The 14,629-nt window shown below is 34.7% G+C and carries 11 protein-coding genes and 1 pseudogene; 10 read left to right on the top strand and 2 right to left on the bottom strand.

The genetic code is table 11. The annotated features are described in order from the left end of the window. Nucleotides 1-52: 52 nt before the first annotated feature. Nucleotides 53-1,834 carry a glycerophosphodiester phosphodiesterase gene (locus A6J68_RS07875; RefSeq protein WP_000942624.1) on the bottom strand — a complete coding sequence of 594 codons (1,782 nt, stop codon included), beginning with the start codon at nucleotides 1,832-1,834 and terminating at the stop codon, nucleotides 53-55. Between the two features lie 169 nt (nucleotides 1,835-2,003). On the opposite strand from A6J68_RS07875, the gene A6J68_RS07870 reads away from it, so the two are divergent. The 6 genes and pseudogenes from A6J68_RS07870 to A6J68_RS07845 all read left to right on the top strand — a co-directional run bounded on the left by A6J68_RS07870 (nucleotide 2,004) and on the right by A6J68_RS07845 (nucleotide 10,469). Continuing rightward, entirely contained in the window at nucleotides 2,004-2,606 is a 603-nt protein-coding gene (locus A6J68_RS07870; protein WP_000670189.1) for a nitroreductase family protein, read from the top strand. Nucleotides 2,607-2,652: 46 nt separating this feature from the next. Beyond that, nucleotides 2,653-4,059, top strand: a complete 1,407-nt coding sequence (pepV, locus tag A6J68_RS07865) for a dipeptidase PepV (RefSeq protein ID WP_000150951.1) — start codon at nucleotides 2,653-2,655, stop codon at nucleotides 4,057-4,059. A gap of 96 nt (nucleotides 4,060-4,155) precedes the next feature. Continuing rightward, the gene (locus A6J68_RS07860) at nucleotides 4,156-4,740 is read left to right on the top strand and encodes a uracil-DNA glycosylase family protein (RefSeq protein WP_000130587.1); all 585 of its coding nucleotides are present in this window, start codon (nucleotides 4,156-4,158) and stop codon (nucleotides 4,738-4,740) included. 14 nt (nucleotides 4,741-4,754) lie between these two features. Beyond that, complete coding sequence (locus tag A6J68_RS07855) at nucleotides 4,755-5,489, top strand: PHP domain-containing protein (RefSeq protein ID WP_001205490.1); 735 nt, start codon at nucleotides 4,755-4,757, stop codon at nucleotides 5,487-5,489. Between the two features lie 168 nt (nucleotides 5,490-5,657). Beyond that, nucleotides 5,658-9,416, top strand: a complete 3,759-nt coding sequence (locus tag A6J68_RS07850; RefSeq protein ID WP_070469330.1) for a pullulanase — start codon at nucleotides 5,658-5,660, stop codon at nucleotides 9,414-9,416. 134 nt (nucleotides 9,417-9,550) lie between these two features. Continuing rightward, a pseudogene (locus A6J68_RS07845) lies at nucleotides 9,551-10,469 on the top strand (TDT family transporter). Nucleotides 10,470-10,510: 41 nt separating this feature from the next. On the opposite strand, the gene A6J68_RS07840 reads toward A6J68_RS07845, so the two are convergent. After that, nucleotides 10,511-10,687 carry a DUF3042 family protein gene (locus tag A6J68_RS07840; RefSeq protein WP_000239229.1) on the bottom strand — a complete coding sequence of 59 codons (177 nt, stop codon included), beginning with the start codon at nucleotides 10,685-10,687 and terminating at the stop codon, nucleotides 10,511-10,513. 110 nt (nucleotides 10,688-10,797) lie between these two features. Between A6J68_RS07840 and miaA the strand changes: the two genes are divergently transcribed. The 4 genes from miaA to rnz all read left to right on the top strand — a co-directional run bounded on the left by miaA (nucleotide 10,798) and on the right by rnz (nucleotide 14,628). After that, nucleotides 10,798-11,688, top strand: coding sequence for a tRNA (adenosine(37)-N6)-dimethylallyltransferase MiaA (gene miaA / locus A6J68_RS07835; protein ID WP_001226480.1), 891 nt, complete (start codon nucleotides 10,798-10,800; stop codon nucleotides 11,686-11,688). 90 nt (nucleotides 11,689-11,778) lie between these two features. After that, entirely contained in the window at nucleotides 11,779-13,017 is a 1,239-nt protein-coding gene (hflX, locus tag A6J68_RS07830) for a GTPase HflX (RefSeq protein WP_000573351.1), read from the top strand. Further along, nucleotides 13,010-13,657, top strand: coding sequence for a hypothetical protein (locus A6J68_RS07825; protein ID WP_000568320.1), 648 nt, complete (start codon nucleotides 13,010-13,012; stop codon nucleotides 13,655-13,657). Before hflX ends, A6J68_RS07825 begins: the two co-directional genes overlap by 8 nt. Before the next feature lie 41 nt (nucleotides 13,658-13,698). Next, a complete protein-coding gene (gene rnz / locus A6J68_RS07820; RefSeq protein ID WP_000405388.1) occupies nucleotides 13,699-14,628 on the top strand; it encodes a ribonuclease Z in 930 nt (309 codons plus the stop codon). Nucleotide 14,629: the final 1 nt, after the last annotated feature.

The following is a 14,629-nucleotide window of genomic DNA, read 5'->3' as shown; positions in this document are numbered from 1 at the left end:
AATTGTCCAACTTTTGGGGGTCAGTACATATCTACTAAGCTTTTTATTTAATTTAACCCTCGCTATCAATAAGTTGGAGAGCTCTTTGATAATAATTAGGGCTATTTTTGATATCTTTATTAATGACCTTGAAAAGATTGAGTTTATCTGTGATGATTCCATTAACTGGGCTTTGTAAATAACGTATCATAAGGTTATCACGGTTAATAGTCCAAACATAGAGCTGTTTATTATATTCTTGGGCGAGATATGCAATCCAATCATTGTATGAAAATTCCTCAATCCCATAAAAGTCAACGTTATGATTTTGAAGCGTTCCCCAATGTAGTGGGATTAGGTAACCTGTATCAAGTTGTGGCAATTTTTTCTCAACCTTTTCAATGAGTGTCAAGTTGAGAGACATTACTTTATGCTTGGTTGATAGACGAAGCTCTTTAAATTCTTTGATAAATTCATCCGCATAGATATCGAGGTTTTGATTATACGGTTTCAATTCAATCATGATTTTTTGATCTAGTGACTGAGCGGTCTTCATAAATTCTGCCAATGATGGAATGTAACTAGCAAAATACCCTTGGTGAATTGGGATTTTTGTAACTTGATCTAAAGTTAGTTTAGAAACATCTTTGTTCATACCAGAGAGTCGTTTGAGATTATCATCATGAATGACTACTAATTTATGATCTTTTGTCATGATAACATCCATCTCTGAATAATCTGCTTTTGCTTTATGGGCTGCTTTTAATGCTTCAATAGAATTTTCAACGCCATGTGATGTATCACTACGATGGGCTATTAATTCTTTTTTAATTGAAATGTTATCTTGTAAGAGAGCCAGAGCTATAGCATTTTTTAAGGCAGTGGTACCAATAGCTAGAGCTAGAATAACACAAGCAATGTGTTTAAATTTTTGCTTATGGTGGACGCCTTTCCAAGCTCTCCATTGTTGAACAATACTTTTATTTTGTTTAATATCTGCTAATAGGTGACTTATGATTAAACATTTAATAAGAAGTGTTACGGCAAAAAGTATTGATTTTAAAAGGTTATAGAAAGTGGCTTGAAGAGGAAAATTGTTTCCAGAATGATCAATGAATGAAAATGTACCAGCAACAACAGCTAGTGCAACTGTTCCGATTACAGATATAAATAAACTGGTTAAAATAATTTTACTTAGAAGACGCCACTGACGCTTTCCGCGGCTAAGTTTCCAACTCTCTAAAAGTGCTTCTTTAGCATTGTAGTCAGTTAAAATGGTCAGCGGGAGAAAATAAATTAATCGAAGGTTTAAGTAACAAATAAGCAGTAAAAGGGTAGAGTAACCTATCTTTCCAAAGACTGTCTTTGTTAACTCGCCAGAAATAAAGTCAGGAATTTTAAGATGCTCTAATATACTTGACCTTAGACCAAGGTTAGCTAGAGGAATTGTCAAAAGTAAGTAGATTGATACCCAAATTAGCTGTGGTCCTAAAAGTGATTTTATTTTTTTAGGAAAGATTGTTAGCCATTTTTTGATACTGAGAGAAAATTCAGTTTTCAGTATGGCAATAGTATAGATAGCGAACTCAGTATAGATGAACCCAATTAGGATTACGATATAAAGTATAAAGAGTAATAAAGCTAAGGGATGATTAAAAAGCAAAGTCCAATTGTCTTTAGTCACTGCGGGAGTATTTGATAATATCAATATCCGACGAAAGATAAAACTCAGAATTCCTTTTACTAAATAAGCAACTAAAGTTTGGATTAAGATACCAGTTCCAATGTAAACCCAAAATTGATTTTTTAAAGAGGTTAAGGTTAGAAAAAAATCTTCTTTTAATGCTCGTAGCATGAATAGCTCCTTTTTTATAGTCATTAGATATTGTACCACAAGTTTGTTTGTTTTTTATGGTAGTTTTCAAACCGGTTTCACTTTTTTATCAATTTTGCCTTCAAAAGCTGAAACGCATTTTAAAAAGTGATAGAATAGTAGGGAAAATCAAATAGAATAGGAGGTTTTTATGAAATTTCTAGAATTAAATAAGAAGCGCCATGCTGTGAAACATTTTAATGATAAGCCAGTCGACTTTAAAGATGTTAGAACTGCTATTGAAATTGCGACATTAGCGCCATCTGCTAATAATATTCAGCCTTGGAAGTTTGTTGTTGTCCAAGAAAAAAAATCTGCTCTAGCAGAAGGTTTACCGGAAAGTAATTGTAACCAAATTAATCAAGCGCAGTATGTTATTGCTTTATTTACAGATACAGATTTAGGACAGAGATCACGGAAAATAGCTCGTATTGGTCGTAGATCTCTTCCTGATGATTTAATTGGTTATTATATGGAAACTCTACCACCACGCTATGCTTTATATAGTGAAAAACAAACTGGAGAGTATCTCTCTTTAAATGCAGGTATCGTTGCTATGAATTTAGTACTTGCCTTGACAGATCAAGGTATTAGTTCTAATATGATTTTAGGGTTCGATAAAGCGATTACCAATGATGTCTTAGAGATAGATAAACGTTTTAGACCAGAAATATTAATTACTGTTGGTTATAGTGATGAAAAGGTTGAGCCTAGTTATCGTTTGCCAGTTGATCATATTATTGAAAAACGTTAATTTTTAAGCACAAACTACATAATATTTTATAGAAGGAGTTGCCGTAATGACAATTGATTTTAGAGCAGAAGTAGACAAACGCAAAGACGCTTTGATGGACGATTTAATAAATCTTCTTCGTATTAACTCGGAGCGTGATGATTCACAAGCTGATGCAGAGCATCCATTTGGTCCTGGACCTGTAAAAGCCTTGGAATTTTTCCTTGAGATGGCTGAGCGAGATGGCTACGAAACAAAAAACGTAGATAATTATGCGGGACACTTTACATTTGGTCAAGGCGAAGAAGAACTAGGTATTTTTGGGCATTTAGATGTTGTTCCTGCAGGCAGCGGTTGGGATACAGACCCTTATGAACCAGTTATCAAGGATAACCGTTTATATGCTCGAGGGTCATCAGACGATAAGGGACCAACAATGGCATGTTATTATGCTCTAAAAATTATTAAAGAGCTTGGGCTACCAACATCTAAGAAAGTTCGTTTTGTTGTAGGAACTGATGAAGAATCTGGATGGGGAGATATGGATTACTACTTCGAACATGTTGGTCTTCCAAAACCTGATTTTGGTTTCTCTCCAGATGCAGAATTTCCAATTATAAATGGTGAAAAAGGTAATATCACTGAATATTTACATTTTTCAGGAGAAAATAAGGGAGCTGTTAGACTGCATAGCTTTTCTGGCGGACTTCGCGAAAACATGGTTCCAGAATCAGCCACAGCACGTTTCACAAGTCATTTAGATCAGACAACACTTGGAGCTAGTCTAGCTGATTTTGCAGGTAAACATAATTTGAAAGCAGAATTATCTGTAGAAGATGGGCAGTATATAGCTACAGTTTATGGTAAATCTGCTCATGGTTCAATACCACAAGAAGGTGTTAATGGGGCGACTTATTTAGCTCTTTATCTAAGTCAATTTGATTTTGAAGGTCCTGCTCGTGCTTTCTTAGATGTCACAGCCAACATTATTCACGAAGACTTCTCAGGTGAAAAACTTGGAGTAGCTTATGAAGATGACTGTATGGGATCGTTGAGCATGAATGCAGGTGTCTTCCAGTTTGATGAAACTAATGATGATAATACTATCGCTCTTAATTTCCGTTACCCACAAGGGACAGATGCTAAAACTATCCAAACTAAGCTTGAGAAACTTAACGGAGTTGAAAAAGTGACTCTTTCTGACCATGAACACACACCACACTATGTACCTATGGACGATGAATTAGTATCAACCTTACTAGCTGTCTATGAAAAGCAAACTGGTCTTAAAGGACATGAACAGGTTATTGGTGGGGGGACATTTGGTCGCTTACTTGAACGGGGTGTTGCATACGGTGCCATGTTCCCAGGAGATGAAAACACTATGCATCAAGCTAATGAGTACATGCCTTTAGAAAATATTTTCCGTTCGGCTGCTATCTACGCAGAAGCTATCTATGAATTAATCAAATAAAATAATCCTTAAACTAAATATGTGATCAATGATAAAGGGTGGTGAAGACATGAAAGTGTCTTTGCCTCTTTTCATAAGGTTAGATTTGGAGACTTTATGACTGACTTGGAAAAAATTATTAAAGCAATAAAAAGTGATTCACAGAATCAAAATTATACAGAAAATGGTATTGATCCTTTGTTTGCTGCTCCTAAAACAGCTAGGATCAATATTGTTGGACAAGCACCTGGTTTAAAAACTCAAGAAGCAATACTCTATTGGAAAGATAAATCTGGAGATCGTCTACGCCAGTGGCTTGGAGTTGATGAAGAGACATTTTACCATTCTGGAAAATTTGCTGTTTTGCCTTTAGATTTTTATTACCCAGGCAAAGGAAAATCAGGAGATTTACCCCCTAGAAAAGGTTTTGCGGAGAAATGGCACCCTCTTATTTTAAAAGAAATGCCTAATGTTCAATTGACCTTGCTAGTTGGTCAATATGCTCAGAAATATTATCTTGGAAGCTCCGCACATAAAAATCTAACAGAAACAGTTAAATCTTACAAAGACTATCTACCCGATTATTTACCCCTGGTTCACCCATCACCGCGAAATCAAATTTGGCTAAAGAAGAATCCATGGTTTGAAAAAGATCTAATCGTTGATTTACAAAAGATAGTAGCAGATATTTTAAAAGATTAAGGATAGGAGTTAGTATGAGAGATAATCATCTACACACGCATTTTTCCTATGATTGTCAAACGGCATTTGAGGACTATATTAATGGTTTTACAGGTGAATTTATCACAACAGAACATTTTGATTTATCAAATCCTTACACCGGTCAAGACGATGTTCCTGATTATAGTGCTTATTGTCAAAAAATAGATTATCTTAATCAGAAATATGGAAATCGATTTAAAAAAGGAATTGAAATCGGTTATTTTAAAGATAGGGAATCAGATATTTTAGATTATTTAAAAAATAAAGAATTTGATTTAAAACTATTGTCAATCCATCATAATGGTAGGTATGATTATCTGCAAGAAGAAGCTCTGAAAGTACCAACAAAGGAGCTTTTAGCAGATTACTTTAATCGTATGGAATTTGCCATAGGCCGTGTGGAAGCGCACGTTTTAGATCACTTTGATTATGGTTTTCGTAAGTTAAACTTAGATGTAGAAGATTTAAAACCGTTTGAAACGCAATTGAAGCGCATTTTCAGAAAGATGTTATCTAAGGGGTTAGCTTTTGAACTAAATACCAAATCCCTTTATCTATATGGGAATGAAAAACTTTATCGCTATGCTTTAGAGATACTAAAACAGCTTGGTTGTAAACAATACTCTATAGGCTCTGACGGTCATATTCCTGAACATTTTTGTTATGAATTTGATAGACTTCAATGTCTGCTAAAGGACTATCAAATTGATGAAAATCATTTGATATGAGGAAATTTTTGATAAAAAAGCTAGGCAATATTGCTTAGCTTTTTTGTAATGTCATTGATAGTTTTAGTGAAAATTTCAAAAAAATAAAGAAATCACTTACTTGTTGCAAGCGCTTGCGTAAATTGTTATGATTTTATTGGTAACAATTCATTAAAAAAGGAGAATGATATGAAAAGAAAAGACTTATTTGGTGATAAACAAACTCAATACACGATTAGAAAGTTAAGTGTTGGAGTAGCTTCAGTTGCAACAGGGGTATGTATTTTTCTTCATAGTCCACAGGTATTTGCTGAAGAAGTAAGTGTTTCTCCTGCAACTACAGCGATTGCAAAGTCGAATATTAATCAGGTTGACAACCGACAATCTACTAATTTAAAAGATGACATAAACTCAAACTCTGAGACGGTTGTGACACCCTCAGATATGCCGGATACCAAGCAATTAGTATCAGATGAAACTGACACTCAAAAAGGAGTGACAGAGCCGGATAAGGCGACAAGCCTGCTTGAAGAAAATAAAGGTCCTGTTTCAGATAAAAATACCTTAGATTTAAAAGTGGCACCATCTACATTGCAAAATACTCCCGACAAAACTTCTCAAGCTATAGGTGCTCCAAGTCCGACCTTGAAAGTTGCTAATCAAGCTCCACAGATTGAAAATGGTTACTTTAGGTTACATCTTAAAGAATTGCCTCAAGGTCATCCTGTAGAAAGCACTGGGCTTTGGATATGGGGAGATGTTGATCAACCGTCTAGTAATTGGCCAAATGGTGCTATCCCTATGACTAATGCTAAGAAAGATGATTACGGTTATTATGTTGATTTTAAATTATCTGAAAAACAACGAAAACAAATATCTTTTTTAATTAATAACAAAGCAGGAACAAATTTAAGCGGCGATCATCATATTCCATTATTACGACCTGAGATGAACCAAGTTTGGATTGATGAAAAGTACGGTATACATACTTATCAGCCCCTCAAAGAAGGGTATGTCCGTATTAACTATTTGAGTTCATCTGGTAACTATGACCACTTATCAGCATGGCTCTTTAAAGATGTTGCAACCCCCTCAACAACTTGGCCAGATGGTAGTAATTTTGTGAATCAAGGACTATATGGAAGGTATATTGATGTACCACTGAAAACTAATGCCAAAGAGATTGGTTTTCTAATCTTAGATGAAAGTAAGACAGGAGATGCAGTGAAAGTTCAACCCAACGACTATGTTTTTAGAGATTTAGCTAACCATAACCAAATTTTTGTAAAAGATAAGGATCCAAAGGTTTATAATAATCCTTATTACATTGATCAAGTGCAGCTAAAGGATGCTCAACAAACTGATTTAACAAGTATTCAAGCAAGTTTTACAACTCTAGATGGGGTAGATAAAACTGAAATTTTAAAAGAATTGAAAGTGACAGATAAAAATCAAAATGCTATACAAATTTCTGATATCACTCTCGATACTAGTAAATCTCTTTTAATAATCAAAGGCGACTTTAATCCTAAACAAGGTCATTTCAATATATCTTATAATGGTAACAATGTCACGACAAGGCAATCTTGGGAATTTAAAGACCAACTTTATGCTTATAGTGGAAATTTAGGTGCAGTTCTCAATCAAGATGGTTCAAAAGTTGAAGCCAGCCTCTGGTCACCGAGTGCTGATAGTGTCACTATGATTATTTATGACAAAGATAATCAAAACAGGGTTGTAGCGACTACCCCCCTTGTGAAAAATAATAAAGGTGTTTGGCAGACGATACTTGATATTAAATTAGGTATTAAAAACTATACTGGTTACTATTATCTTTACGAAATAAAAAGAGGTAAGGATAAGGTTAAGATTTTAGATCCTTATGCAAAGTCATTAGCAGAGTGGGATAGTAATACTGTTAATGACGATATAAAAACGGCTAAAGCAGCTTTTGTAAATCCAAGTCAACTTGGACCTCAAAATTTAAGTTTTGCTAAAATTGCTAATTTTAAAGGAAGACAAGATGCTGTTATATACGAAGCACATGTAAGAGACTTCACTTCTGATCAATCTTTGGACGGAAAATTAAAAAATCAACTTGGTACCTTTGCAGCCTTTTCAGAGAAACTAGATTATTTACAGAAATTAGGAGTTACACACATTCAGCTTTTACCGGTATTGAGTTATTTTTATGTTAATGAAATGGATAAGTCACGCTCAACAGCTTACACTTCCTCAGACAATAATTACAATTGGGGCTATGACCCACAGAGCTATTTTGCTCTTTCTGGAATGTATTCAGAGAAACCAAAAGATCCATCAGCACGTATCGCCGAATTAAAACAATTAATACATGATATTCATAAACGTGGCATGGGGGTTATACTTGATGTCGTCTATAATCACACTGCAAAAACTTATCTCTTTGAGGATATAGAACCTAATTATTATCACTTTATGAATGAAGATGGTTCACCAAGAGAAAGTTTTGGAGGGGGACGTTTAGGAACCACTCATGCAATGAGTCGTCGTGTTTTGGTTGATTCCATTAAATATCTTACAAGTGAATTTAAAGTTGATGGTTTCCGTTTTGATATGATGGGAGATCATGATGCGGCTGCGATTGAATTAGCTTATAAAGAAGCTAAAGCTATTAATCCTAATATGATTATGATTGGTGAGGGCTGGAGAACATTCCAAGGCGATCAAGGTAAGCCGGTTAAACCAGCTGACCAAGATTGGATGAAGTCAACCGATACAGTTGGCGTCTTTTCAGATGATATTCGTAATAGCTTGAAATCTGGTTTTCCAAATGAAGGTACTCCAGCTTTCATCACAGGTGGCCCACAATCTTTACAAGGTATTTTTAAAAATATCAAAGCACAACCTGGGAATTTTGAAGCAGATTCGCCAGGAGATGTGGTGCAGTATATTGCTGCACATGATAACCTTACCTTGCATGATGTGATTGCAAAATCAATTAATAAAGACCCTAAGGTAGCTGAAGAAGATATTCATAGACGTCTGCGTTTAGGAAATGTAATGATTTTAACATCTCAAGGGACAGCATTCATTCATTCTGGTCAAGAGTATGGTCGTACGAAGCGTTTACTTAACCCTGATTACATGACAAAAGTTTCAGATGACAAATTGCCTAATAAAGCAACACTTATTGAAGCTGTTAAAGAATACCCATATTTTATTCATGATTCATATGATTCTTCAGATGCCATTAATCATTTTGATTGGGCAGCAGCCACAGATAATAACAAACACCCAATTTCAACGAAAACACAGGCCTATACAGCAGGTTTAATCACATTAAGGCGTTCAACAGATGCTTTCCGGAAATTGAGCAAAGCAGAAATTGATCGTGAGGTTAGCTTGATTACAGAGGTAGGTCAAGGTGATATTAAAGAAAAAGATTTGGTTATTGCTTACCAAACAATAGATTCTAAAGGCGATATTTACGCAGTATTTGTTAATGCTGATAGTAAAGCTAGAAACGTTTTACTAGGTGAAAAATATAAACACCTTTTAAAAGGGCAAGTAATTGTTGATGCTGATCAAGCGGGGATTAAACCAATCTCAACTCCTAGAGGTGTTCATTTTGAAAAAGATAGTTTGCTGATTGATCCATTAACAGCAATTGTGATTAAAGTTGGCAAAGTTGCTCCTAGCCCTAAGGAGGAATTGCAAGCAGATTATCCCAAAACACAATCTTTCAAGGGATCTAAAACGGTAGAAAAAGTAAATAGAATAGCTAATAAGACCTCAATAACTCCTGTAGTTTCTAATAAGACCGATTCATATCTGACAAATGAAGCTAATTTGCCAAAAACTGGAGATAAGTCATCAAAAATACTAAGTGTAGTAGGAATAAGCATTCTAGCAAGTCTACTTGCTCTACTAGGTCTCTCTTTAAAGAGGAATCGTCACTTAAAATAAAAGCAAACTTTAGAAGAGCTTAAAAAAGAAGTTAGTCAATGGGCTAGCTTCTTTTCATTAAGTTAATAAAATCACTTATCAGCAAAATCTAATTGTGTTATAATGGATGTAAACGTTTTTTTATGAGGTATATGATGAAAAATTGGGAAAAACCACCATTAGTGATGGCGGGATTAGTATTGGGGCTATTAGCTTTGGGGAACCTTCTAGAGGGATATGGCACCTATTTTCGCTATTGTTTAGGGCTAGTAGCACTTGTTTTTTGGATTTTTTTAATCAAAGGAATATTAAAAAATAAAAAAGAAAGCAGGAAGGAGTTAAGCAATCCTTTGATTGCTTCTGTCTTTACTACTTTTTTTATGGCAGGTATGATTTTATCGACCTATATCTTATTATTTAGAAGTTTAGGAATATGGGTAGCAGTTCTGTCAAAAAGGTGTATGGTGGTTGTCATTTATTGCGTTAATCATTCATATGGCTATTTTTTCATGGAAATATTTGAGACACTTTTCGATGGCTAATCTTTTTCCTTCTTGGTCTGTCCTCTATGTTGGTATAGGGGTAGCTAGCCTGACAGCACCAATTAGTGGACAATTCACTATTGGGAAAATAGTTTTTTGGTATGGTTTTATTGCAACTTTAGTATTATTACCATTTCTATTCATTAAAGCATATAAAATCGGGCTACCTTCGGCAGTTAAGCCTAATATAACTACTATTTGCGCTCCAATGTCGCTAATCACAGCGGGATATGTTAATAGTTTTGTGTCACCAAATAGAGGTTTATTATTGCTATTAATCGTAATGGCACAATTTCTTTATTTTTTCATTCTTTTTCAGGTGCCTAAATTACTGATTGGTGATTTTACACCAGGTTTCTCAGCCTTTACTTTCCCCCTTGTTATCTCAGCTACCTCACTTAAATTAAGTATTCAGCATCTATCATTACCAGTTGATATACAGGGGCTAGTCCACTTTGAAATTGGGACAACAACTCTTATTGTTATGATAGTAATGGTACGTTATATTTTCTTTTTAAGGCGAACAATTTAATATAAAATAACTCCCTTACTAGCTAGTAAGGGAGTTATTGTTTAATGAGAGACACGTTTACGTGCAGCTTTTTTACGATTTTCTTCGATAAAAGCTATTTTTTCTTCCTCAGGTTCAATAATTGTTTTTTTGATAGCAAATGCAGCACCTGCAAGAGTAGCAGCTGTTGCAACGACTCCTGTTGCTATTCCTTTAGCAAATGCGAATTTTTTAACCATAATAATTCTCCAATCTATGATGAAGACTCTGCTTCTATCTATGATATAATTATGGTAACGAAATACTAGTTAAATTTCAAGTAAAAACCTTTATAGAATTGAGAAGTATCATGAGAAAAATCAAGCTTATAGCAGTTGTTGGTCCAACTGCGGTTGGGAAGACAGCATTAGGAATTGAATTAGCTAAAACTTTCAATGGCGAAATCATTAGTGGCGATAGTCAGCAAGTTTATCAGAAGTTAGATATCGGAACGGCTAAAGCTAGTAAAGAAGAGCAAGAACAAGCTTATCATCACTTGATTGATGTTCGTGAAGTAAATGAGAATTATTCGGTTTATGATTTTGTCAAAGAGGCAAAAGTAGCTATTGATACGATTATTTCTAAGGGGAAAATCCCTATTATTGTTGGAGGTACTGGCCTATATTTACAGAGTTTGTTTGAGGGCTATCATTTAGGAGGCGAAGTCAATCAAGAAACTCTTAAGGCCTATCGTGAAAAATTAGAGTCTCTAAGTGATGAAGATTTATTTGAAAAGTTGACAGAACAATCCATTGTTATACCGCAAGTTAATCGTCGACGTGCCATCCGTGCATTAGAATTGGCGAAGTTTGGGAATGATTTGCAAAATAGTGAAAGTCCGTATGATGTTTTATTAATTGGATTGAATGATGATCGTCAGGTGCTCTATGATCGTATCAATAGACGAGTTGATTTGATGATAGACAATGGTCTCTTAGATGAAGCTAAATGGCTATACGATAACTACCCTAGTGTTCAAGCAAGTAGAGGAATTGGCTATAAAGAATTATTTCCTTACTTTTCAAAGCAAATACCATTAGAAGAAGCTGTTGATAAACTAAAACAAAATACCAGACGTTTTGCAAAACGCCAATTAACATGGTTTAGAAACCGTATGAATGTCGAATTTATTATGGTTGGTGAGGAAAATTATCAACAAAAAATCAAGCGAAAAGTCAGTGATTTTTTATCATCAAAGTAAATAAAGCCGTTTCTCGCATTTAAAGGGCATTATGTTATAATAAAGATTACGTATTTAGAACAAGAAAAAAATATTGAAAGGAGATTATAGGTGATAGAAACTAAAGAAGAGCAAGAACGTGTTATTTTAGTTGGGGTAGAACTTCAAGATACTGAGAATTTTGAAATGTCCATGGAAGAACTTGCTAGCTTAGCTAAGACAGCAGGAGCAAATGTTGTTAATCATTATTATCAAAAAAGAGATAAATATGATAGTAAATCATTTATCGGATCTGGTAAATTAGAGGAGATAAAAGCTATTGTAGAAGCAGATGAGATTGATACCGTTGTGGTTAATAATCGTTTGACTCCGCGACAAAACTCTAATTTGGAAGCTGAACTTGGTGTTAAAGTTATTGACCGTATGCAACTTATTTTAGATATCTTTGCTATGCGTGCTAGAAGTCATGAAGGAAAATTACAGGTTCATCTAGCGCAATTGAAATATATGTTACCACGCTTAGTTGGACAAGGTATTATGCTTAGTCGTCAAGCAGGAGGAATCGGAAGCCGAGGTCCAGGAGAATCTCAGTTAGAGTTGAATCGTCGTTCCATTCGTCATCAAATTTCTGATATCGAAAGACAATTGAAGATTGTAGAAAAAAATCGCGAGACAGTTCGAGAAAGACGTGTTGATTCGACAACCTTTAAAATTGGATTAATTGGATATACAAATGCTGGCAAGTCAACTATTATGAATGTTTTGACCGATGATAAGCAATATGAAGCCAATGAATTATTTGCAACGTTAGACGCTACAACCAAGCAGATCTATTTACAAAATCAATTTCAAGTCACTTTAACAGATACTGTTGGTTTTATTCAAGATTTACCTACAGAGTTAGTTGCGGCTTTCAAGTCTACCTTAGAAGAAAGTCGACATGTTGATTTATTACTTCATGTTATTGATGCTAGTGACCCTAATCATGAAGAACACGAAAAAGTTGTTATGGAGATTCTTAAAGACTTAGATATGATAGATATTCCTCGTTTAGCGATATACAACAAGATGGATGTCACTGAGCAGCTGAATGCAACAACTTTTCCTAATGTGAGAATTGCAGCCAAAAAACAAGGGAGTAGGGATTTATTACGCCGTCTTATTGTGGATGAAATACGACATATCTTTGACGAATTTTCGATTAGAGTGCATCAAAATCAAGCATATAAGCTCTATGATCTCAATAAAATAGCATTGCTTGACACCTACACCTTTGAAGAAGAATACGAGAATATTACAGGCTATATTTCTCCTAAACAAAAATGGAAGCTGGAAGAATTTTATGATTGATTATATTGATTTGGCTTTGACTTATGGTGGTTTTACGAGCTTAGATAAAGTTTATCTAGAGAAAAAACTAGATGGCCTCTCTAAGCAACAACGACTTGATTTTATCACTCCACCTCCTAGTGTGATTAATGCTTATTTTGCTGAAATATATCAAAAGCAAGGGCCAGAAGCGGCAACTGATTACTATTTTGATCTTTCCAAAGCCTTGGGCTTGTTTCCAAAACATTTATCGTTTGATGAAGAAAAACCTTTTATTCGTTTGAATTTATCAGGAAAATCATTTGGTTTTGCTTACCTAAATGATCAAGAAGAAGCGAGTGTTTTTTCTGAAGTTAAAGAAGTCATTACACCGCAGTTACTCTTAGAAATTGCACAGATTTTTCCTCAATATAAAGTCTATCAAGATCGGTCTGGTATCAGAATGGCAAAAATAGATTTTGACGAAACAGAATCTCAAAATATTACACCAGAAACAAGTTTACTAGGGAATGTCTTACAACTTAAAAAAGATATTATTAAAATAACTAGTTTCAATCAAGAAGAGCTATTAGAGTTGGTTAAAACAAAGTCAGGTGAATACTATTATTCTAGTCAAGGACGTGAGTCAGTTATTTATATTGATACTAAATCTACTAATTAAATTTATTAAGTTATGGAAGGATTATAAAAAAGTCAACAAGTATGGAAATTCAATTTTTAGGAACTGGAGCTGGTCAACCAGCGAAAGCTCGTAATGTTTCAAGTTTAGTCTTGAAATTATTAGATGAAATTAACGAGGTTTGGATGTTTGATTGTGGAGAGGGTACACAGCGTCAAATTTTAGAAACCACGATTAAACCTCGTAAAGTCAAAAAAATTTTTATCACGCACATGCACGGAGACCATGTTTTTGGTCTTCCAGGTTTTTTATCCAGTCGGGCTTTTCAAGCCAATGAAGAACAGACAGATTTAGATATTTATGGACCGGTCGGTATAAAAAGTTTTGTTATGACTGGCTTAAGGACATCAGGTTCACGTTTACCTTATCGAATTCATTTTCACGAGTTTGATGAATCATCACTCGGAAAAATTATGGAAACAGATAAATTTACCGTTTATGCAGAAAAGCTAGATCATACTATCTTTTGTATGGGATATCGTGTTGTGCAAAAAGACCTTGAGGGCACTTTAGATGCTGAAGCATTGAAACTAGCAGGTGTTCCATTTGGTCCCCTTTTTGGGAAAGTCAAAAATGGTGAGAATGTTACCTTAGAAGATGGTAGAGAAATTATTGCTAAAGATTATATTTCTGAACCGAAAAAGGGTAAAGTAATCACTATTTTGGGAGATACTAGAAAAACAGATGCAAGTATTAGGTTAGCTTTGGGCGCTGACGTTTTAGTGCACGAATCTACTTATGGTAAGGGTGATGAGCGAATTGCTAAATCGCATGGGCATTCAACCAATATGCAAGCAGCTGATATCGCTAAACAAGCAAATGCTAAACGACTATTATTAAATCATGTTAGTGCTCGTTTTATGGGGCGAGATTGTTGGCAAATGGAAGAAGATGCAAAGACGATTTTTTCAAATACCCATCTTGTTAGAGATTTGGAAGAAGTAGGTATATAAA

The sequence above is a fragment of the Streptococcus sp. 'group B' genome, assembly GCF_002073795.1.
Taxonomy (GTDB): domain Bacteria; phylum Bacillota; class Bacilli; order Lactobacillales; family Streptococcaceae; genus Streptococcus; species Streptococcus agalactiae.
The sequence above is the reverse complement of the archived record's forward strand: the minus strand, read 5'-3'. Positions and strand labels throughout refer to the sequence as shown.